Raw genomic sequence first — 21362 nt, 5'->3', positions numbered from 1 at the left:
GGCGCCGTCGGCGGCTATGCGATCGCCGTGGCCAGCGTCGTCGTCGCGACGGCGGCACGTGCGCTGCTCGATCCCTGGCTCGACGCCAACATTCCCTATCTTTTCTATTACCTGGCGGTCCTCTTCGTCGCCTGGCGCACCCAGCTCGGGCCCTCTGCGGCAGCGTTCGTGCTGGGGGTACTGGCAGGTCAGTTCTTTTTCGTGGCGCCTCGCTACAGCTGGATGCTTCATGTGGGCGACGCCGAGCAAGGCTTCGACCTGTTGCGCTTCAGCGTGGTCGCCATCGCGATCATTGTTATTTGCGAGGCGCTCCATCGCGCCCGCGATCGCGCCGAAGCGCTGACCGCGAAGGCGCTCGCGGTGCAGCGACAGCTCGAGCACGAAGTGACCGAACGGGAGCGCGCTCAGCGGGCGCTGCAGCAGTCCAACGACGAACTCGAGCGCCGGGTGGAACAAAGGACCGCGGAGCTGCGGAGCCTGAACGAGGCCCTGCAACGCAGCAACAGCGAGCTCGAGCAGTTTGCCGCGGTCGCCTCGCACGACCTGCAGGAGCCGCTGCGCAAGGTGCAAGCCTTCGGCGATCGGCTGCAAACGCGGTGCGCCGAGCAACTCGGCGATCAGGGCCGCGACTACCTGGGGCGCATCCTCGGCTCGGCGGCGCGGATGCGCACGCTGATCGACGACCTGCTCAACTTCTCGCGCATCACCACCAAGGCCCAGCCGTTCGTGCCGATCGACCTCGGCGCGGCGGCCGCCGCGGCAGTCGCCGACCTCGAAGACCGCATGCTTCAAGCCGGGGGCCGGGTCGAACAGGGCGAGTTGCCCAACATCGAGGCCGACGCATCGCAGATGCGCCAACTGTTCCTGAACCTCATCGGCAACGGTCTGAAGTTCCACCGCCCCGGCGTTGCGCCGCTGGTGAAGCTGAGCAGCCGTTTGCTCCCGGCCGGCGCGGTCGACGCAACTGGCGCCGTCGCACAGCATTGCGAAATCCAGGTCGAGGACAACGGCATCGGCTTCGACGTGCAGTACCTCGACCGCATCTTCGAGGTGTTCCAGCGCCTGCACGGCCGCGATGAGTACGAAGGCACCGGCATTGGCCTGGCGATCTGCCGCAAAATCGTCGAGCGACACGGCGGTCGCATCACCGCGCACAGCACGCCGGGCCAGGGGGCGACGTTCGTCCTCACCCTGCCGGTTCGACAAACCCTGCAGGAAGGCAGCAGATGAAACAACACGGCGAGCCGATCACGATCCTGATGGCCGACGACGACGCCGACGACCGCGCGATGACGAAAGAGGCGTTCGACGAGAGCAAGCTGGCCAACGATCTGCGCTTCGTCTGCGACGGCGTCGAGCTGATGGACTACCTGAAGCGCCGCGGCGCCTATGCCGACCCGGCCACGTCGCCGCGCCCTGGCTTGATCCTGCTGGACCTCAACATGCCCAAGAAGGACGGCCGCGAGGCGCTGCGGGAAATCAAGGACGACCCTCAGTTAAAGAGCATCCGCGTGGTGGTGATGACGACCTCCAAGGCGGAGGAGGACATCGCCCGCATCTACGACCTGTCGGCGGCGTCGTACATCAGCAAGCCAGTGACCTTCCCGGCGCTGCTCGACGTGGTGCGCGCGCTCGGCAAGTACTGGCTCGAGATCGTCGAGTTGCCCGACAACGGCGGACGGGGCTCGCATGAATAGCCCGACGGTGCGCGTGCTGCTGATCGACGACGACCGCGACGATTACGAGCTCACGCGCGCGCTGCTGGCCGAAGTTCCCGCAGCGCCCTTCCACCTGGATTGGGCTTGCGACTATGACGCCGGATTGCTCGCGCTCGGCCGCAACGAGCACGACGTCTGTCTGCTCGACTACCGGCTCGGCGCGCGCAACGGGCTGGAGCTGCTGCGCGAGGCCAGGGGACAGGGCTGCAACACGACGGTCATCATGATGACCGGCCAGAGCGAGGCCGACCTCGACAACGCGGCGCTGCTCAGCGGCGTGGCCGCGTTCCTGAAGAAAGACCGCCTCGACGCGCTGCAGCTCGACCGTGCGATCCGCTTCTCGATGAAGCAGTCGCGGCATGCGGGAGATCTCGAACACCTCGTGCAGCAGCGCACGGAAGAGCTGGCGGCGGCGAACGCGTCGCTGCGGCTGGCCGACCGGCACAAGAACGAGTTCCTCGCGATGCTCGCGCACGAATTGCGCAACCCGCTGGCGCCGATCCGCAATGCACTGCTGATCATTCAGCGCAGCGGCGACGCGGCAGCGGCGGCATCGGCCATCGCCATGATGGAGCGCCAGGTCGGCCACATGGTCCGGCTGGTCGATGACCTGCTCGACGTGAGCCGCATCAGCAGCGGCAAGTTCGATCTGCGCAGGGATCGCATCGAACTGGCATCGGTCATCGACCACGCGCTGGAGGTCGCCCGCCCCTTGTGCGAACGCGCGCAGCAGCAATTGAGCGTCTCGGTGCCTGCAGCGTCGATTCACCTTGATGCCGATGCGGCGCGCTTGACGCAGGTGATCGCCAACCTGTTGAACAACGCGAGCAAGTTCGGCCGGCAAGGTGGGCGCATCACGCTGTGCGTCGAACGCGATGGCGACCTGGCCGTCATCCGCGTCAGCGACGACGGTGAGGGCATCGCCCCCGATCAGTTGTCGCGGATCTTCGACATGTTCGTGCAAGTCCACAGTTCTCTGGAGCTTTCGCGCGGCGGCCTGGGGCTTGGTCTGGCGCTCGCGAAGACACTGGTCGAGATGCACGGCGGCAGTCTCGAGGCGCAGAGCGGCGGGCTCGGGCTGGGCAGCGAATTCGTCGTCCGCCTGCCCGCGCTCGTGGAGCCGCCACGCGCCATGCCAACACCGCGACCGGTCGACGCGGCGGCAGCGCCGGTGGTGCGCCGGCGCATTCTGGTGGTCGACGACAACGTGGACGCCGCCGAGAGCCTGGCGCTGCTGCTACAGCTCGCCGGCCACGACGTCGCAGCCGTGCACGACGGCCCGGCTGCGCTCGACGCGGTGGCCGAACTTCAGCCCGACGTGGTCTTGCTCGACATCGGCCTGCCCGGCATGAGTGGCTTCGCGGCGGCTCGCCATATTCGCGAAATGCCGGCCGGCAAGCGCGCCTTCCTCGTCGCGACCACCGGCTGGGGGCAAGACGAGGACCGGCGCAAATCCGCGGACGCCGGCTTCGACGCCCATCTCGTCAAACCACTCGACCCCTGCGCACTGGCGCGCGTGCTGGCCGAACTGGCCCAACCGGGCGCTGGCGCCGCGCCGACCGGCGCACGCGGCAACTGAGGATCTGACATGAGCACCGACCCTATCCTTGCCTCGCTCGACGACGGCATCGCCCGCATCCGCTTCAACCGACCATCGGCGCTCAACGCCATCGACGTGCCGATGGCCGAGCAATTGCTGGCCACGGTGAAGCGGCTGCAGGCCGCGGGAGGCGTGCGCGTGATCGTGCTCAGCGGCGAGGGCCGCGCCTTCATGGCCGGCGGCGACCTGCGCGCGTTTCATGCCGATCCACAGCACGCCGACACCACGGCGCGCGCCCTCATCGACCCGCTGCACGCGGCGCTGGCGCTGCTCGCGGCAGGCGACGCGCCCGTCATCGCCAGCTTGCACGGGGCCGTGGCCGGCGCCGGCATGAGCCTGGCACTCGCGGCCGACTTGGCGATCGCGGCGGACGACACCGTCTTCAACATGGCCTATGCCCGCATCGGCGCGAGCCTCGACGCCGGCAGCTCGTGGGCGCTGCCGCGCCTGGTCGGGCTGCGCCGGGCAATGCAGATCGCGCTGCTGTCGGAGCCCATCGACGCGGCGGCGGCGCTGGCGCTCGGCCTGGTCAACCGCGTCGTGCCGGCGGCCGAACGCGAGGCCGAGACGATGGTGCTGGCGCGGCGCCTCGCCGCCGGGCCGACCGCCGCCTACGGCCGCATCCGGCGCCTGCTGCGCACCTCGCACGACCGCGATCTGGGCGACCAGCTGCGCGCCGAGCGGGACGCCTTCGCCGAGGGCGCGAGAACCCGCGACTTCACCGACGGCGTCGCGGCCTTCTTCGAGAAGCGCGCGCCGCGGTTTGGCGGCGATTGAACGCTCGAGGGGCGGTGCCGGGTCGGCATCGTCCCTCGAGCCGACACGGCCACCACCCCGGCCGCGCGGCGCAGCGCGTTGGCGACCCATGCTCTTATGCGTTCGAGACCGGCTCGAAGCTTTCGATCAGGCGCTCAACCGGGAAACAAGAGTTCAAACAGCGCCCTGGTCTTTGGCGTCAAGTTTTCGGGGGCCGGACGAAGAAGATCCTCTTCGGGTACCAGCACCTTGGCATAGATCGCCTCGTAGACGCGCTTGACGATGCCCGGCGCCACCAGCTCACGGTCAAAGCCAGGGGTGAAGCCGAGCAGGCGGTAACCCAGGCGCTCGAAGGCGACCTGGATGTGCGGCACCTTCAAGGTCGCCATGCCGTAGACGAAACCCATCTCCATCGCCTGCCCGATGGGCTCGAGCACCTGCAGGATGTTCAGGCTCAGGTGTGCGCCGCGATGCACCGGCGCGATGATGCCCAACCGGCCGTAGAGCGTCATGGCTTCGCAGTCCCTCTCGATCGACAGCATGCCTGCGAGCTCGTCGTCGCGCTTGAACAGGATCACGATGAAGTCGCGTTCCGTCTCGCCCGCGAGGAACACCTTCTCGGTGTAGAAATCCTCACGCAGGAAGCAACTGGCCGACCCGACCGAGATGTCCGGGTACCACTGTGCAATGGCGCCGATGAGTGCTGCCACCTCCGAGCGTTGCAGCAGCTCGAAGCGGTAGCCCGGCGCCAGCGGCGCCATCGCCGCGATGGCGCCGATGGCCGGCCAACGCATGCTCGTCACGGGTGACTCCGCCTCAAGCCTCGCCGCGCGCTGCCTTGCCGAAGTACTCCTCGAAGCTGATCAGCCCACCGGCCGGGCCCGAGCGAACCTGGTCGCGCGCCGGCAAGGCGTCTTGCAGCACATCGATGCGCTTCCACGTCGCAAACGGCGTCTCGCAACTGGCCTTGGGAACGTAACGCGAACTCGAAACCTTTTGGTAGCGATGCACGTAACGCGGGCAGTTGATGAAGAGTTGCGACACGGCGACGCGCACGATCAGCTCGGCCCCCGGGTATTGCGCCAGCAGCGGATCGGCGTCGACGACCGACGCCGTGCCGTGCAGCCGCAGCCGGTTGGGCAGCTCGAAATCGATGAACAGCAGGCCGACCTTGGCGGTCGCGCGGATGTTGCCCATCGACATGAACATGCCGTTGCCGTCGTAGCTCGGAAACGCGACCGTGTTCGCGTCGAGCACGCGCACGAAGCCGGGCTCGCCGCCTTTGTAAGAACACGACGGCTGGCCGTGCTCATTGACCGTGGACAGGAAAAACATGTCGCGGCTTTCAATGAATGCGCGGTCCGTGTCCTGCACCTCGTCATGCACCGTCACCGACACGACGGCATCGGCCAGGGCTTGGGTCTCGAAGCGCTGTTGAAGCGCGCGCTGTTCGGGTCCAAAGAAATCGCTCATCAGGGGGCTCCTCGCGTTGTGGTCACGGCCATTTTGTATGCCCGGACCGATCTCGCCAAGAGCAACACCCCGGCTTCGCGGCGCCGGTGATTCTGGCGATACTGGCCCGAGAGGAGACGCCATGAACCCGATCGTCCACCGCCAGACCCTGGCCGACCTGCTGCGCCGCAGCGCCAAACGCGCGCCGTCCAAGCTGGCGATCGTGTGCGGCGACACACGCTGGAGCTACCGCGAGTTCGACGCGGTGTGCGAGCGCGTCGCCGCGGCGCTGGCCGAGCGCGGCATCGCCAAGGGCTCGCGGGTGGCGGTGCTGGCGCGCAACTCGCACGCCTTCGCCGCGCTGCGCTTTGCGCTGGCGCGGCTGGGCGCGGTGCTGGTGCCGATCAACTTCATGCTCAAGCCCGAGGAGGCGGCCTACATCCTGCGGCACGCCGGGGCGACGATGCTCGCCACCGACAGCGGCCTGGCCGCACTTGCCCGCGCCGCAGCAGCACTGGACACCGCCGTGCGCGACTTCGTCTGGCTGCCCTCCGAAGAGCCGAGCGAGCCGGTCGCCGGCATGACGCCCTTTGGCGCGCTCGCCAGCAGCACCGCGGCGCTGCCCGACGTGGCGCTGTGCGGCAGCGACCTGGCGCAGATCGTCTACACCAGCGGCACCGAGTCGCTGCCCAAGGGCGCGATGCTCACGCACGAGGCGGTGATCTGGCAGTACGTCAGCTGCGTGGTCGACGCCAGCATCGAAAGCAGCGACCTGACGCTGCATGCACTGCCGCTCTATCACTGCGCGCAGCTCGACGTGTTTCTCGGCCCCTGCGTCTACGTCGGCGCCAGCAACGTCATCACCGCCAAACCATCACCCGAGAAGCTGTTGCCGCTGCTAGAGCGGCACGGCATCAGCTCGTTCTTCGCGCCGCCCACGGTGTGGATCGCGCTGCTGCGCTCGCCGCTGTTCGAGCGCACCGACCTTTCGCGCCTGCGCAAGGGCTACTACGGCGCCTCGATCATGCCGGTGGAGGTGATGCGCGAGCTGGCCGCGCGGCTGCCCGGCATGCGGCTATGGAACCTCTACGGCCAGACCGAAATCGCGCCGCTTGCCACCATGCTCGGCCCCGACGACCAGCTGCGCAAACCCGGTTCCTGCGGCCGCGCGGTGCTCAACGTGGAAACACGCGTGGTCGACGACCAACTCCGCGACGTGGCGCCCGGCGAGGTGGGCGAGATCGTGCACCGCTCGCCGCAGCTCATGCTCGGCTACTTTCACGACGACGAGCGCACTCAGGCCGCGTTCGAGGGCGGCTGGTTCCACTCGGGTGACCTGGCGACGATCGACGACGAGGGCTACATCTTCGTCGTCGACCGCAAGAAGGACATGATCAAGTCCGGCGGCGAGAACGTCGCGAGCCGCGAGGTCGAAGAGGCGATCTACCGCCTGCCGCAGGTGTCCGAAGTGGCCGTGGTGGGCCTGGCACACCCGCGCTGGGTGGAAGCGGTGGTCGCCATCGTCGTCGTCAAGGTCGGGCAGTCGCTGAGCGAGGAGCAGGTGCTGTCGCATTGCGCCGCGCAACTGGCCGGCTTCAAGTCACCCAAGCGCGTGGTGTTCGCCGACGCCCTGCCCAAGAACCCGAGCGGCAAGCTGCTCAAGCGCGAGCTGCGGCTGGCGCATGCGGGGCTGTTCGAGGCGGGCTGATCGAGCGGCTCCGCTCCCCTCTGGGGAGAGGTTGGGCGAGGGGCCATCGCAGTGACACGCTGGGGCCGGCCCCCATCCCGGCCTTCCCCCAGAGGGGCAAGGAGCTTCAGGCGACGCTGGCGGCCGACCCGGCCGCCGCCTCAATGCAGCGCCACGCCCGTCTTCGCCTGCAGCTCCTCGCGCGTCACGCCCTCGGCCAGCTCGACCACCTTCAGCCCTCGAGGCGTCACGTCCATCACCGCCAGGTCGGTGATGATGCGATTGACCACGCCCACGCCGGTGAGCGGCAGGGTGCATTGCGGCAGGATCTTCAGGTCGGTGCTGCCGTCTTTCTTGCGCGCCACATGCTCCATCAGCACGATGACGCGCGGCACGCCGGCCACCAGGTCCATCGCACCGCCCATGCCCTTGACCATCTTGCCGGGGATCATCCAGTTGGCCAGGTCGCCGGTTTCGCTCACCTGCATGGCGCCCAGGATGCTGAGGTTGATCTTGCCGCCGCGGATCATGGCAAAGCTGTCGTGCGAGCCGAAGATGCTGGAGCCGGGAATGGTGGTCACGGTCTGCTTGCCGGCGTTGATGAGGTCGGCATCGACCTCTTCCTCGGTCGGGAACGGGCCGATGCCGAGCATGCCGTTCTCGCTTTGCAGCCACACCTCGATGTGCTTGGGCACATGGTTGGCCACCAAGGTCGGGATGCCGATGCCCAGGTTGACGTAGTAACCGTCCTTCAGCTCGGCGGCCGCCTTGGCGGCCATCTGCTCTTGTGTCCAGGCCATGTCAGTTCCCCTTCTGTTCGGTGGCGGTCGCGGTGATCGTGCGTTTCTCGATGCGCTTCTCCGGGTGCGCATTGACCACGATGCGGTGGACGTAGATGCCCGGCAGGTGAACGTCGTCGGGGTCGATCTCGCCCACTTCGACCAGCCGCTCCACCTCCACCACCGTGGTCTTGCCGGCCATCGCCACCGCCGGGTTGAAGTTGCGCGCCGTGCGACGAAACACCAGGTTGCCGCTCTTGTCGGCGGTGTGCGCCTTGACCAGCGACACCTCGGGCAACAGCGCGCGCTCCATCACGTGGACGTGACCGTCGAACTCGCGCGTCTCCTTGCCCTGGGCGACCAGCGTGCCGACGCCGGTGCGCGTGAAGAAGGCCGGAATGCCGGCGCCGCCCGCGCGCAGCCGCTCGGCCAGCGTGCCTTGCGGCGTGAACTCCAGCTCCAGCTCGCCCGCGAGGTACTGCCGCTCGAACTCCTTGTTCTCGCCGACGTAGCTGGAGATCATCTTCATGATCTGGCGCGTCTGGAGCAGCTTGCCCAAGCCAAAGCCGTCGACACCGGCGTTGTTGGAGATCACCGTCAGCCCCTTGGCGCCGCTGTCGCGCAGCGCGTCGATCAGCGCTTCGGGGATGCCGCACAGCCCGAAGCCGCCGACCGCCAGCAACTGGCCGTCATGCACGATGCCGTCGAGCGCGGCGGCGGCGCTCGGGTAGATCTTGTTCATTCTGCAAACTCCGGTTTAAGGTCGGCGCACAGGGTACACCGCAAGGCGCACCGCACCGTCGAGCTGCTGATCGGATAGAAAATAAGCCATGCCCGCCTCCTACACCGCCGTCGACCCGACCCTCGGTCGCGTCTCCTACCGCGACCGCAAACGCTGGGCGTGGCTGCTCTCGGTGGTCTATCCACTGATGCCGTTTGCCGGCATGGCCGCGCATGCCGCGAGCGGCGAGCCGATCGCGCTTGCGCTGCCGCTCGTCATCAGCTACGGCCTGATGCCGCTGCTTGACGCCTGGATCGGCGAAGACGAAAACAACCCGCCCGAGGCGGTGGTGCCGCAGCTCGACGCCGACCGCTATTACCGCTGGCTCACCTGGCTCACGGTGCCGCTGCACTTCGTGGCCCTGATCGGCTGCGCGTGGTGGGTGAGCACGCAGGCGCTACCGTGGTGGGCGGTGCTGCTGATGGGCTACGTGGCCGGCACCGACTCGGGCCTGGGCATCAACACCGGCCATGAACTCGGCCACAAGGCCAACCGTTTGGAGCAATGGCTGGCGCGGCTGGTGCTGGCGGTGCCGGGCTACGGGCATTTCACCGTGGAGCACGGTCGTGGGCACCACCGCTGGGTGGCCACGCCCCAAGACCACGCGAGCGCGCGCATGGGCGAGAGCATCTACCGCTTTGCCTTGCGTGAACTGCCGGGCGGCATGCGGCGTGCATGGCAGCTCGAACGCGAGCGACTCGCCGCGTCCGGCCAACCGGCCTGGAGCCGACGCAACACGCTGCTGCAGTCGTATGCGATCACCGCGCTGCTGCAAGGCGGTCTGCTAGCGGCTTTCGGCTGGGTGATGCTGCCCTTCCTGGCGGTACACAACGTGGTCGCCTGGTGGCAGCTCACCTCGGCCAATTACGTCGAGCATTACGGGCTGCTGCGCGAGCGCCTTGCCGACGGGCGCTACGAGGCACCGGCACCGCGGCACTCCTGGAATGCCAATCACCTGGTCTCCAACCTGGCGCTGTTCCACCTGCAGCGGCATTCGGACCACCATGCCCATCCGTCGCGGCGCTACCAATCGCTGCGCCACTTTCAGCACCTGCCGCAGTTGCCCAGCGGCTACTTCGGCATGTTTCCGCTGGCCTATGTGCCGTGGCTGTGGTTTCGGGTGATGGACCCGCGGCTGCTGGCCCTGCCGCACGTGCAAGGCGATCTGCAGCGCGTGAACATCGACCCGCGGCGGCGGGCGGCGATCGAGGCGCGCTACGGCCAACCGATCGGCGCTGCAACGGCACCGTCTGCTCAGGAGACCAGCGCCCTCAACCAGTCAGGCAAAGGCCGCGACTTCTGCAGCGGAAAGTCGACCCACACCAGCTTGGCGCCGCCCGCGGCGTAGATCTTGCCCGGCGCATCGCTGCGCTCGAGCGTCGTGTAGGTGTCGATGCTGCTGCGCCCCGGGTTGCACACATACTGTTTGGCGATCACGTCGCCCGGGTACTCGAGCTGCTGGTAGAAGTTGCAGAAGGCGTTGACGATCACCAGGCCCTCCCCGTCCGGATTGGCGGGGCAGCCGATCGCGTCAAACCACGCCAGGCGCGCGATCTCGAGGTAGCGAAAGTAGAGCGTGTTGTTGACGTGGCCCATTGCGTCCATGTCGCCCCAGCGCATCGGAATGCGCATCTCGTGCGACAGCGTCTTGGCCTCGGGAATCTCGAAGCGCAGCATGGCCGTCGCCTCAGCCTTCGACGGGCCGTCCCGAGAAGGCTGGGCACCCCCTCGGGGGCAAGCACCGCGGGGGCGTGGGGGTGGTCATCTCAGACCGCAAAGCCGTCGTCGACCTGCAGCACGGCGCCATTGACGAAGTGGCTCTCGTTGGCGCACAGCATCAGCAGCGAGGTGTCCAGATCCTTGGGCTGGCCGACGCGACGGCGCGGCAGCATGTCCACCAGCTTCTTGCCCTGTTCGGTGGCCCAGTGGTGGTGGTTGATCTCGGTGTCGATGTAGCCAGGACAGATGGCGTTGACGTTGATGCCGTAGCGGCCCCATTCGAGCGCCATCGAGCGCGTCATGTGGACCACCGCCGCCTTGCTCATGCAGTACACGCCGATCTGCCCGAGCACGCGCAGCCCCGCCGTCGAGGCGATGTTGACGATGCGCCCGCCCGTCCAGGTGCCCGGCGCTGCGCCCTTGGAGCGCGCGATCATGCGTTTGCCCACCTCCTGCGCCACGAAGAACGCTCCGCGCGTGTTGGTGTCCATCACGTAGTCGTAGTCCTCGGGCGTCACGTCGGTGAGCTTTTGCGTGGTGCTCACGCCCGAGTTGTTGACCAGGATGTCGATCGGCCCGCACTCGGTTTCGGCATGCGCCACCGCCGAGCGGATGCTGTCGTTGTCGGTCACGTCCAGGCTCACCACGTGCGCGTCGCCGCCAAAGCCCTCGATCTCGGCGCGCAGCGTCTTGAGCCGCTCCACGCGCCGGCTCCCCAGCACCACCGCGGCGCCCGCCTCGGCCAAGGTGCGCGCAAATTGCGCACCCAGTCCGCTGGAGGCGCCGGTGACAAAGGCCACGCGGCCCGACAGATCGATTGAATAACTCATGGCGGTGCTTTCTCGAGGGGCTCGGTGCGCGCTGGCGTTGCGCCTCAAGATAGCACGGCATTGCGGCCGCGAGCATGACTCGCGCGGTCCACGCGGCGAGCGCCTGGATGCAAGTCCGCTCGACCTCGGGGTGCCTGAGCACCGAGCAGCGCGGACGACGCTGTACCGTCGAAGCTCCCGCTACTCGTGCCCAGACATTCAGAGCTGGACCCTGGTGCCGAGCTCGACCACCTCGTTGTCCGGCAGCCGGAAAAACTCGACGGCGCCGCTGGCATTGCGGCTCATCGCCGCGAACAGCCGCTCCCGCCAGTTCGCCATGCCGCCGCCGGGCGCCGGCACCACGGTCTCCCGGCTGAGGAAGTAGCTTGTCTCGAAGACAGGAATGCGCAAGCCCTGCGACTCGACCCGCGCCAGCGTCAGCGCCTTCGGCACGTCGGGGGTGTCCATGAAACCGAAGTGCAGCGTCACACGCCAGAAACCGTGGCCGAGCGGCACCACCTCCATGCGCCGCTCCGTCGGCACCCAAGGTACCTCGCCGAACACCACCGTCAGGATCACGTTGTGCTCGTGCAGAACCTGGTTGTGCTTGAGGTTGTGCAGCAGCGCCTGCGGCACCGTTGCCGGATCGGCGACCGGAAAGACCGCCGTTCGCTCGACGCGGTGAACGCTACGCGAGTCCAGACTATCGATGAACTGCTGCAGTTCCACCCCTTCGCGACGGATGCCTTTCATCAACAACGCCCGACCGCGCGACCAAGTGCTCATGACCACGAACATCAGCAGCCCCAGTGCCATCGGGAACCAGCCGCCGTCGAAGAACTTCACCGCGCAACCTGCCACCAGCAGCGCATCGATAGCCAGGAAGAACAGCGTCGCGCCGATGGCCAACGGCGCCGGCAACCGCCATCCTTCGCGCACCACGAAGTAGGTGAGCACCGTCGTGATCATCATCGTCAGCGTCACCGCGATGCCGTAGGCCCCAGCCAGGGCTGACGAACTGCCGAAGAACAGCACCGCTGCGATGACGCCGGCCAGCAAGGCCCAGGTCACCGCCGGTATGTAGATCTGTCCCGCTTCCCGCGCCGAGGTGTAGCGAATCTCCATGCGCGGCAGGAAGCCGAGCTGGATCGCCTGCTTGGTCATCGAGTAGGCCCCCGAGATCACCGCCTGCGAGGCGATGATGGCCGCCAGCGTGGCAAGCACCAGCGCCGGCACTAACCATGCGTCGGGAAACAGTCGATAAAACGGGTTTTCGATCGCCGACGGGTCGGCGATCAGCAAGGCGCCCTGGCCCATGTAATTCAGCGCCAGCGCGGGCAGCACCAGGCTGGCCCACGCGATCTGGATCGGTCGTCGGCCGAAGTGCCCCATGTCGGCGTAGAGCGCCTCGGCACCGGTCAGTGCCAGCACGATCGCGCCCACGGCAGCGAACAGATGCCAGCCGCGCTCCGACAAAAAGCCCCAGGCATGCACCGGGTTCAAGGCCGCCAGGATCTCCGGCTGCTGAGCGATGTGGCCCACGCCGATGGCGCCGAGCATCAAGAACCACAGCACGATGATGGGGCCGAAGAATTTGCCGACGACACCGGTACCCAAGCTCTGGATCGAGAACACCCCGAGCAGGATCGCCACCGAGATCGGGACGATGTAGGGCTTGAGCCCGGGCGCCACGATCTGCAGGCCTTCCATCGCCCCAAGCACCGAGATGGCCGGCGTGATCACGCTGTCACCGTAAAACAAGGTGGCGCCGAACACACCGAGCAGCAACAGGCCCGACCTTAGCGCCGGACGCGACCGTATGGCACTGACAGCGAGCGCCGTGAGCGCCAGGCCGCCGCCCTCGCCGTGGTTGTCGGCACGCAGGATGAGGACCACGTATTTCAGCGTGACCACCAGCATCAGCGCCCAGAAGATCACCGAGACGGCGCCAATCAGGTTGTGCGCGTTCAGCGCCACGCCGGTGGCCGGCGCGAAGATTTCCTTGACGGTGTACAGCGGGCTGGTGCCGATGTCGCCGTAGACGACGCCGATGGCGCCCATCGTCAAGGCGGCCAGGCCGTGGCGGCCGGGGGCAGGGGCAATGGGTGAGCTGGTTCCAGACGCGATGGATGACATGGTTGGGCGGTGTGAGCATGGCAATGCAGCCAGCGTGCCCGTGCGGGCATCAGGAACGCATAAGTGCCGCTGGCGCGGCGTGGTGCAGCCGGTGATTCAGGCCGCGGGCTCGACCAGGCGATAGCCGACGCCTGGCTCGGTGAGCAGACGCCGGGGGTCGGCAGGGTCGGCTTCGAGTTTGGCGCGCAGCTGACCCATGTAGAGCCGCAGGTAATGCGTGTGCTCGGTGAACTCTGGCCCCCAGACATCGGCCAGCAACTGCCGGTGCGTCACCACCCGCCCCACGCTTCGAACGAGCCGCGCCAGCAGTTTGAACTCGGTCGGTGTCAGATGAATATCCTGGCCATCAACGCCGACGCGGTGCGCTACGACGTCGACCAGCAGGCCGTCGTGCTCGTAGTGTGTGATGGCCGCTTGCAGAGCGGTGCCGCGATGGCGCAGGGCCACGCGCATGCGCGCCAACAACTCGCCGATGCTGAATGGCTTGACCAGGTAGTCGTCCGCGCCGGTATCGAGCAGCCGGATCTTCTGGCCATCGCTCTGGCGCGCCGAGATCACGATGACCGGGGTCGTGCATTGACGGCGCATGGCTGCGAGGAGCGCCTCGCCGTCGCCGTCGGGCAGCCCGAGGTCGAGCAGCACCAGATCGACGTCGCCGGTCGCCTCGGCATGGGCCATTTGAGCGGTGGCGTCGGCCAAGCTGGCAGCCGTTCGCACCTTGTAGCCTTCGACGGTGAGCGCCTCGCGCAGCGTGGCGCGCAACTCGCGGTCATCTTCGACCAGCAGCACGCTCAAGCTCATGGCCTTGCGTTTTCGGCCGCGGCAGCCGCCGCGGGTTCAGGTGGGTCGACCGCGGGCAGAGCGCACTCGAAGCTGGACCCGCCGCGGCTGCGAGCGCGCAGGGTCAGCTGACCGCCATGCGCCCGCGCGATGGCGCGGCAGACCGCCAGGCCGACCCCGGCGCCGCGTCGCGCGCCCGACTCATGCGACGGCCCGACCGGGGCGTCGGCGCGCTCGCCGCGCTGAAACACGTCGAAGATGCGCTCGCGCCAGGCCGGCGCAATGCCGGGCCCCCGGTCGCCCACCGCAATGACCAATTGGTCGCCCAATTTTCGCGCGACGATCTCCACCGGCGCGGCGGCATCGCTGTACTTGAGCGCGTTGTCGACAAGGTTTTCCAGCAACTGCACGAGCAGCACGGCGTCGCAGCGCAACAGCGGCAGACCGGCTTCGATACGGGCATGCACGCGGCGTGCGGGATCGCGCTGACGCACCCGGCGCAGCACGCTGCCCACGAGCTCCTCGGCCGACTCCCAGTCCAACTGCAGCGCGAGCCCCGGCGCGTCCAGCCGGGCCAGTTGCAGGGTGTTGTCTGTCAGGCGGCTGAGCTGGTCCGCTTCGTCGACGATCATGGCCGCCAAGCGCTGCTGTTGTTCGGGCGAGAGCCGGTCGGCCTGGTCGTGCAGCGATGACGCGGCGCCCATGATCGTGGCCAGCGGCGTGCGGTAGTCGTGCGAGATTGCGGCCAGCAGCGTGTTGCGCAGCTTCTGCGAATTGGCCTCCTCGCGGGCCTGGACGGCTCTGCGCAGCGTCTGAGCGCGCTCCAGCGCCAAGCCCATTTGGTCGCACAGCGCTTGCGCATGGGCCCGCACCTCGCCCGGTTCGGCCGGCGGCGCGCGCAGTGACACGAGGGCAGCGCCGAAACTCGCGCTGCGCCCTCGCATCGGCAGGTACCAGGCGTCCTGCTCCTGGTGCCGGCCCGTGCCGGGCCCGAAAGCGCGGGAGTCGCGCAGGCTCAGCCTCAGGCCGGTCTGCTCATCGGCACTGGCCTCGCCGAGTTGCAAGCAGGGATCGCCGTCGGTGCCGGGCGGCAGTAAGCCCCTAAGCATGAGCAGGGTCACCGGCGTGCCCACCAGTTGTACGAGTGCCTCGCGCAGCTGCGGTGCGCGCTCGATCGGATCGTCGGTATCGCGCAGCGCTTCGCTCGTGGCCCGCAGATTCTCGGCCCGCTGCGCGTGCCGCCGCTCGCGGGCGGCAAGCAGTCGCTGGCGGGCCATCAGCAGGGCGACGATCCAGCTGACGGCCAACATTGTGGCCAGCAGCAGCGCGTGCTGATGCAGGTCGACGGTGAAGCTGCCGCGCGGGGGTACGAAAGCCCAGTTAAACGCCAGCACTGCGAAGGTGCAGGCAAGCAGGCAGCCGATCGGCGGCAGCCAGAGGGCGGCCACCACCGAGGCCAGCACCAGGATCATCGCCAGATTGGCCAAGTCAACGCGGCCATCCAGCGCCAGCATGGCAATCCAGGCAACAGTCCAGGCCACCGCCGCGGGCCAACGGCCGACACGGCGTTGCGGCCACTTCGAGAAGGTCCCGAGCATCATCGGGTGCAAGCTAGCACATTGCGCATCGGGAAAGACTTGGCGGATGGGTTTGCGCCGGGCCAGGGGTTCGGCGCCGTCTGCGCTTGGGGTCGACTGCCCGGTGTTGCTCTAGGCCGCTCTTGGCCGTGTTCACCGTCGTCTCCGGATCGCAAGCCGGCTCACACGCCCGCCCCGTCCGGCCTTGCAGGTCGTCGCGACCGACTTGTCTGCATCCAATCCGCGCTGCCTTGCGTAGTAGTCCAGGCAAGCCTTTGGACCGTCGGCGCCGCCGCCTTCCATGGCATGCGCCCAACCACCCACCAGGAGACAGCATGCTCACTCCCACCGCTTTCGGCAGCCGGCGCCTGCAGCGCACGGCACTCGCCACCGCCGCCCTGCTCACCCTCACCGGCGCTGCGCTGGCGTCCAGCCACCGCGAGGCGCCCGCCATCACCGGCACGCCCAAGGTCGACGCCACCGATTTCTACATGTTCCGCAGCTACGAAGCCAACCGCGCCGGCTACGTCACCTTGGTGGCCAACTACCTGCCGCTGCAAGACGCCTACGGCGGCCCGAACTACTTCAAGCTCGACCCGAACGCGCTCTACGAGATCCACGTCGACAACAACGGCGACGCCAAGGAAGACATCAGCTTCCAGTTCCGCTTCAAGAACGAGCTCAAGGACATCATGGTCCCGGCGCCGCTCGGCACCATGGTGTCGATACCGCTCACCCAGGCCGGCGCGATCAAGGACGTCAACGACGCCAACTCCAACGTGCGCGAAACCTTCACGCTCGACGTCGTGACCGGCGACCGCCGCAGCGGCACGCGCACCGCGGTGATGAACGGCAGCAGCCCCGTGTTCGACAAACCGGTCGACAACATCGGCACCAAGACCTTCCCCGGTGCCGGTGCCTACGCCGCCTACGCCGCCAAGCACATCTACACCGTGAACATGCCCGGCTGCGCGATGCCCGCCAAGGTGTTCGTCGGTCAGCGCCAGGATCCGTTCGCGGTCAACCTGGGCACGATCTTCGACCTGGTCAATGCGCCCGTTGCCTTCATCACCGACCCGACCCTGATCGGCGCCGCCGGCCCCGGCGACCTGGCCGACAAGAACGTCACCACGCTGTCCCTCGAGGTGCATCGCGACTGCCTCATCACGAAGGCGGGTGCTGCGGCCAACGACCCGGCCGCGGTGATCGGCGGTTGGACCACCGCCAGCCTGCGCCAGGGCCATCTGCACTCGGGCTCGCCCAAGAGTGGCTATGACACCAGTGCGGTCAAGGCCGGCCCGTGGACGCAGGTTTCGCGCCTGGGCATGCCGCTCGTCAACGAGGTCGTCATCGGCCTGAAGGACAAGGACAAGTTCAACGCCTCCAAGCCGAGCGGCGACATGCAGTTCGCAAGCTACGTCACCAACCCGACCTTGCCGGTGCTGATCGATGCCGTGCTCGGCCTGGGCGGTGCCGCGCCGACCAACCCCGGCCGCGTCGACCTGCAGACGGTGTTCCTCACCGGCATCAAGGGCGTGAACCAGATGTCCACGGTGACCCCTTCGGAAATGCTGCGCCTCAACACGGGCATCGAGCCGGTGCCGTTTGCCAGCCAGAACCGGCTGGGCCTCGTCGGCAACATCCTGGCCGGCGGCACGGACAGCGCGGGCTTCCCGAACGGCCGCCGTCCCAAGGATGACATCGTCGACATCTCGCTGGTGGCGATGATGGGCGGACTGTGCATGGCCAACGGCACCACCGATGCGCTCGGCTTCGGCGCGGCCTGCAACCCCTCGGCCGTACCCCTGAAGGAAACCTCGTTCAAGCTGCACGACGGCGTCGACCAGGCGACGGTGCCCCTGCTGCCGGCGTTCCCCTACCTGAACACGCCGATCGGCGGAACGAAGTAAACACCAGGAGCCATCCATGAAGACCTACCGATTTCACGGAGCGCTCCTGGCGCTGGCAGCCGGCCTCGCGCTGGCGGCCTGCGGCGGCGGCAACGACGACAACCCGCCGCCCGCGCCGGTCGACAACTCGGTGCCGCCGGCCAGTGCCAGCAGCAGCTGGCAAGGCTTCACGGCCTACATCGCCAGCCTGACGAGCCTGAGCTTGGAGACCGCCGAGCCGGTGAACCTGAGCGCGTTCAGCGCTCCGACCGACGACGCCGACAGCGCGCCGCCGGTGGCGACGTCGGCCGACCAGTAAGGCAAGCGCCAACTGCGCCCGCCGTGGTGCGCGCCTGCCGGCGCGCGTCATGGCGGGCGCTTTTTTTGCTGTCATGGGCTGCTTCTACACTCGCCCTTCGCATGAAAAATGACCTCACCCGATGGCTCGCGTGGCTGGCCGCGGCAGGGTTCGCGCTGCAGGCTGCGAGCGCCCTGGCCGTGCCGCTCACGCCCAAGACCGACGACGAAGTCGTCGAGACTTTGCCCACCCTGGGCGCCTTTGCTGCCGAACAGCGCACTCTGCGGCGGCAACTCGCCGCCCAGCCGCGCGACGCCGCCACCGCGCTGGCCTTGTCCAAGAGCACGCTCGCACGCGCACGCAACGACGGCGACGCGCGCCTGGCCGGCCAGGCGCTCGGCGTGCTGCGCGCCTGGGACGGCGACGACCAGGCACCGATCGAGATCCGCCTGCAGCGCGCCACCCTGCTGCAACACCTGCACCAGTTCGACGCCGCCACGAAGGAGCTCGAGGGCGTGCTGCGCGAGCAGCCACGCCATGCGCAGGCCTTGCTCACGCTGGCCACCATCCACCGTGTGCAAGGCCGTTATGAAGAATCGGACGCCGCCTGCGCGCGCCTCTCCGCTGCCGGCCAGCCGCTCTACGGCGGCGCCTGCACCGCCGAGAACCGCGCGCTGCGCGGCGAGTTCGACGCGGCGCGACGCCGGCTCGAGTCGCTCGTCAACCAGGTGCCGGGCAACCCTGGCTGGGCGGCCTGGATCCGCACCACCTTGGGCGAGCTGGAACTGCGCGCCGGCCGACGCGACGCGGCCGTGGCGCAACTGCAAGCCGCACTGCGGCTCGAGCGCGACCCCTACACGCGGCTCGCGCTGGTCGACGCACTGATCGAAGGCCGGCGCTTCACCGAAGCGCAGGCGCTGCTCGCCGAGGCCGGCGACGGCGACGCGGCGCTGCTGCGCCGCGCCATCGTCGCGCAGGCGCTCGGCACGGCCGACGCCGCCGCGCAAAAACGCGCGCTCGCCGAGCGCTACGCGCAGGCCGCCCTGCGCCCCGAGGCGGCGGCCGTGCATGCGCGCGAACGCGCGCGCTTTGCGCTCGAAGTGGAGCGCGAACCGCAGCGTGCGCTCGAGCTGGCGCGCAGCAACCTGAAGACGCAGCGCGAGGCGATCGACCTGGTGCTGATGGACCGCGCCGCCCGCGCCGCAGGCGACGCCGCGGCGCAGGCAGAAGTGGCCGCCCTGGCGCAACGCATCGGCCTGCGCGACGCGCGCCTGGGGCCCGCGGCGGGGAACGCGTCGTGAGGCGGCTGGCTCAACCAGCGAGCCAACTCATGCGTCGCGTCTTGCACGGACTCGCCACCGCCGCCGCCACACTCGTCGCCACCCTTGCCCTCACCGCCCCCGCACTCGCCCACCAGGCAAGCGACGCCTACCTGCGCGCCAGCGCCGACAAACAGGGGCGGCTTGCGCTGCAAGTGGACGTGGCGCTGCGCGACCTCGACGTGGCGCTCGACCTCGACCGCAATGGCGATGGCCACCTGAGCTGGGGTGAGGTGCGCAAGCGCGAGGCCGACATCGCAGGGCACGTGGCCGCGCACGTGCGGCTCGACGAAGGCCGCTGCAAGCTCGATCTCGCCAGCTTCTCGCTCGACCGCAAGGCCGACGGCACCTACGCAGTGCTGCGCTACGTCGGCAACTGCCAGGCGGCCAGCGCCCCATCGCTCGCCTACGACCTGTTTCGCGAGGTCGATCCCACCCACCGCGGTCTGCTGCTCGTGCTGGACGCCCAGGGTCAACCGATCGGCAGCCTGCAAAGCCTGGCGCCCGGGTCAGCGCCGCGGCGCCTGGCGTTCGCCACCGGCACCGCCAATGCGCCGTCCAGCGCCCCGGCGGCCCCCGGCTCGGGCTTCTTCGGCGAAGGGCTGCACCACATCCTCATCGGTGCCGACCATGTGCTCTTCCTCATCTGCCTGCTGCTGCCGCTGGTGCTGGGCCACAGTGCGCGCGCCGACGGCTGGCGTGCGCGCGTGTGGCCGCTCGTCGGCCTGGTCACGGCCTTCACGCTCGGCCACTCGATCACGCTGGCGCTGGCCTCGTGGCGCGTGCTCAGCATGCCGCCGAGCGTGATCGAGCCGCTGATCGCGCTGACCATCGCGGCGACCGCGCTCGACAACCTGTGGCCCTTCCTCGGCTCGCGGCGCGTGTTCGCGGCGTTCGGCTTCGGCCTCATCCACGGCTTCGGCTTTGCCGGCCCGCTGATCGAGCTGCAGTTGCAGCCGCTGGCAATGGCGAGCGCGCTGCTGCAGTTCAACCTTGGCGTCGAAGCCGGGCAGCTCATCGTGGTGAGCATCGCCCTGGCGCTGCTCGCCCCGCTGCGCGAGCGCGCGGGTGCCGGCTACGTTTTGCGCGGCGGCTCGGCAGCGGCCGGCCTGCTGGCGCTGGTATGGCTGGGTGAGCGCTTGCTGAATTTCAAGGTGCTGCCGATCTAGGCGGGGACACGGGTGCCGGCTTGCCGCGGCTGGCAGTCATTGGCGACCTAGGGCGGGCCCGACCCTTCATCGCAAAAAGTAGCGCTGCTCGGGCCGAGCTGTCTCGGCTCGCCCCGCGCATCCCGCCCCTAGAATTTGCGGCCCTTTGCCCGACCTTTTAGACCCCGAGGATTCCCATGACGCCGCAAGCGATGCTCGAGCAGTTCGGCCCCCGTGAGGCGATGGAATACGACGTGGTCGTCGTCGGCGCCGGCCCCGGCGGCCTGGCCGCCGCCATCCACCTGAAACAACTGGCGGCCCGGCACGGCAGGGAAGTTTCGGTGTGCGTGCTGGAGAAGGGCTCGGAGCCCGGCGCGCACATCCTCTCGGGCGCCGTCATCGACCCGCGAGCATTGAGTGAGCTGCTGCCGAACTGGAAGGAACTCGGCGCGCCGCTGACGCAGCCCGTCACCAGCGACCGTTTCCTGTTCCTGAGCGAAACCGGCGCCCGGACCACGCCCGAGTTCTTGCTGCCCGAGTGCTTCAACAACCACGGCAACTACATCGCGAGTCTTGGCAACCTGGTGCGCTGGCTGGGCACCCAGGCCGAAGGCCTGGGCGTGGAAATCTTTCCCGGCTTCGCGGCGGCCGAAGTGCTCTACAACGACGACGCTTCGGTCAGGGGCGTGGCGACCGGCAACCTCGGCGTCGGCAAGGACGGCGAGCCCACCGGCAGCTTTCAGCTCGGCATGGAACTGCACGCCAAGTACACGGTGTTTGCCGAAGGTTCGCGCGGCCATCTGGGCAAGCAACTGATCGCCCGCTTCAAGCTCGACCACGGACGCGACCCGCAGAGCTATGCCCTTGGCCTCAAGGAGCTGTGGGAGGTGGCGCCGGGCAGGCACCAGCCGGGC

General features: G+C 68.4%; 20 protein-coding genes. 11 read left to right on the top strand and 9 right to left on the bottom strand.

The genetic code is table 11. The features are described 5' to 3' along the window. Nucleotides 1-27 precede the first annotated feature (27 nt). The 4 genes from RMO12_RS00965 to RMO12_RS00950 are packed head-to-tail and all read left to right on the top strand — an operon-like array spanning nucleotide 28 to nucleotide 4095. Nucleotides 28-1230, top strand: a complete 1203-nt coding sequence (locus RMO12_RS00965; RefSeq protein ID WP_309637872.1) for an ATP-binding protein — start codon at nucleotides 28-30, stop codon at nucleotides 1228-1230. Continuing rightward, a complete protein-coding gene (locus RMO12_RS00960) occupies nucleotides 1227-1697 on the top strand; it encodes a response regulator (RefSeq protein ID WP_309637871.1) in 471 nt (156 codons plus the stop codon). The genes RMO12_RS00965 and RMO12_RS00960 overlap by 4 nt, the downstream gene beginning before the upstream one ends. Next, the gene (locus tag RMO12_RS00955) at nucleotides 1690-3297 is read left to right on the top strand and encodes a response regulator (RefSeq protein ID WP_309637870.1); all 1608 of its coding nucleotides are present in this window, start codon (nucleotides 1690-1692) and stop codon (nucleotides 3295-3297) included. The genes RMO12_RS00960 and RMO12_RS00955 overlap by 8 nt, the downstream gene beginning before the upstream one ends. Nucleotides 3298-3306: 9 nt before the next feature. Continuing rightward, a complete protein-coding gene (locus RMO12_RS00950; protein ID WP_309637869.1) occupies nucleotides 3307-4095 on the top strand; it encodes an enoyl-CoA hydratase-related protein in 789 nt (262 codons plus the stop codon). 134 nt (nucleotides 4096-4229) lie between these two features. Here the strand turns inward: RMO12_RS00950 and RMO12_RS00945 are convergent, their stop codons facing one another. Next, nucleotides 4230-4877 carry a hypothetical protein gene (locus tag RMO12_RS00945; RefSeq protein ID WP_309637868.1) on the bottom strand — a complete coding sequence of 216 codons (648 nt, stop codon included), beginning with the start codon at nucleotides 4875-4877 and terminating at the stop codon, nucleotides 4230-4232. A gap of 13 nt (nucleotides 4878-4890) precedes the next feature. Next, nucleotides 4891-5547: a pyridoxamine 5'-phosphate oxidase family protein gene (locus tag RMO12_RS00940; protein ID WP_309637867.1), complete on the bottom strand. Its 657-nt coding sequence runs from the start codon at nucleotides 5545-5547 to the stop codon at nucleotides 4891-4893. 121 nt (nucleotides 5548-5668) lie between these two features. Between RMO12_RS00940 and RMO12_RS00935 the strand changes: the two genes are divergently transcribed. After that, nucleotides 5669-7234 (top strand): fatty acyl-CoA synthetase, encoded by a 1566-nt coding sequence (locus tag RMO12_RS00935; protein ID WP_309637866.1) that lies wholly within the window; start codon nucleotides 5669-5671, stop codon nucleotides 7232-7234. A gap of 140 nt (nucleotides 7235-7374) precedes the next feature. Here RMO12_RS00935 and RMO12_RS00930 read toward each other — a convergent pair whose 3' ends face one another. Together RMO12_RS00930 and RMO12_RS00925 are read right to left on the bottom strand one after the other, a co-directional pair. Next, nucleotides 7375-8013, bottom strand: coding sequence for a 3-oxoacid CoA-transferase subunit B (locus RMO12_RS00930; RefSeq protein WP_309624593.1), 639 nt, complete (start codon nucleotides 8011-8013; stop codon nucleotides 7375-7377). A gap of 1 nt (nucleotide 8014) precedes the next feature. Continuing rightward, complete coding sequence (locus RMO12_RS00925) at nucleotides 8015-8734, bottom strand: CoA transferase subunit A (RefSeq protein WP_309637865.1); 720 nt, start codon at nucleotides 8732-8734, stop codon at nucleotides 8015-8017. Nucleotides 8735-8822: 88 nt separating this feature from the next. On the opposite strand from RMO12_RS00925, the gene RMO12_RS00920 reads away from it, so the two are divergent. Further along, nucleotides 8823-10121: an alkane 1-monooxygenase gene (locus RMO12_RS00920; RefSeq protein ID WP_309624592.1), complete on the top strand. Its 1299-nt coding sequence runs from the start codon at nucleotides 8823-8825 to the stop codon at nucleotides 10119-10121. On the opposite strand, the gene RMO12_RS00915 is transcribed toward RMO12_RS00920, so the two are convergent. From RMO12_RS00915 to RMO12_RS00895, 5 genes are all read right to left on the bottom strand, one after another. Further along, on the bottom strand, nucleotides 10028-10447 hold the full coding sequence (locus tag RMO12_RS00915) for a thioesterase family protein (protein WP_309624595.1): 420 nt from the start codon (nucleotides 10445-10447) through the stop codon (nucleotides 10028-10030). The genes RMO12_RS00920 and RMO12_RS00915 overlap by 94 nt on opposite strands. A 92-nt stretch (nucleotides 10448-10539) precedes the next feature. Then, a complete protein-coding gene (locus RMO12_RS00910) occupies nucleotides 10540-11322 on the bottom strand; it encodes an SDR family oxidoreductase (RefSeq protein ID WP_309637864.1) in 783 nt (260 codons plus the stop codon). A 198-nt stretch (nucleotides 11323-11520) separates the two neighbouring features. Beyond that, on the bottom strand, nucleotides 11521-13437 hold the full coding sequence (locus RMO12_RS00905; RefSeq protein ID WP_309637863.1) for a potassium transporter Kup: 1917 nt from the start codon (nucleotides 13435-13437) through the stop codon (nucleotides 11521-11523). Between the two features lie 96 nt (nucleotides 13438-13533). Then, nucleotides 13534-14238, bottom strand: a complete 705-nt coding sequence (locus tag RMO12_RS00900) for a response regulator (protein WP_309637862.1) — start codon at nucleotides 14236-14238, stop codon at nucleotides 13534-13536. After that, nucleotides 14235-15818, bottom strand: a complete 1584-nt coding sequence (locus tag RMO12_RS00895) for an ATP-binding protein (protein ID WP_309637861.1) — start codon at nucleotides 15816-15818, stop codon at nucleotides 14235-14237. Before RMO12_RS00895 ends, RMO12_RS00900 begins: the two co-directional genes overlap by 4 nt. A 311-nt stretch (nucleotides 15819-16129) precedes the next feature. Here RMO12_RS00895 and RMO12_RS00890 point away from each other — a divergent pair, with 311 nt between their 5' ends. The 5 genes from RMO12_RS00890 to RMO12_RS00870 all read left to right on the top strand — a co-directional run. Next, the gene (locus RMO12_RS00890) at nucleotides 16130-17704 is read left to right on the top strand and encodes a DUF4331 domain-containing protein (protein WP_309637860.1); all 1575 of its coding nucleotides are present in this window, start codon (nucleotides 16130-16132) and stop codon (nucleotides 17702-17704) included. 16 nt (nucleotides 17705-17720) lie between these two features. Continuing rightward, on the top strand, nucleotides 17721-18002 hold the full coding sequence (locus RMO12_RS00885) for a hypothetical protein (RefSeq protein WP_309637859.1): 282 nt from the start codon (nucleotides 17721-17723) through the stop codon (nucleotides 18000-18002). A 101-nt stretch (nucleotides 18003-18103) separates the two neighbouring features. Continuing rightward, a complete protein-coding gene (locus RMO12_RS00880; protein ID WP_309637858.1) occupies nucleotides 18104-19282 on the top strand; it encodes a tetratricopeptide repeat protein in 1179 nt (392 codons plus the stop codon). Between the two features lie 29 nt (nucleotides 19283-19311). After that, on the top strand, nucleotides 19312-20469 hold the full coding sequence (locus RMO12_RS00875) for a HupE/UreJ family protein (RefSeq protein WP_309637857.1): 1158 nt from the start codon (nucleotides 19312-19314) through the stop codon (nucleotides 20467-20469). A gap of 176 nt (nucleotides 20470-20645) precedes the next feature. Beyond that, nucleotides 20646-21362 (top strand): NAD(P)/FAD-dependent oxidoreductase (locus RMO12_RS00870; protein WP_309637856.1); only part of this gene is annotated, 717 nt, incomplete at its 3' end.

It is taken from the genome of Methylibium sp. (assembly GCF_031393925.1).
Lineage (GTDB): Bacteria > Pseudomonadota > Gammaproteobacteria > Burkholderiales > Burkholderiaceae_C > Methylibium.
Note: the sequence above shows the minus strand (reverse complement) of the source record. Positions and strands in the feature narration are given on the sequence as shown.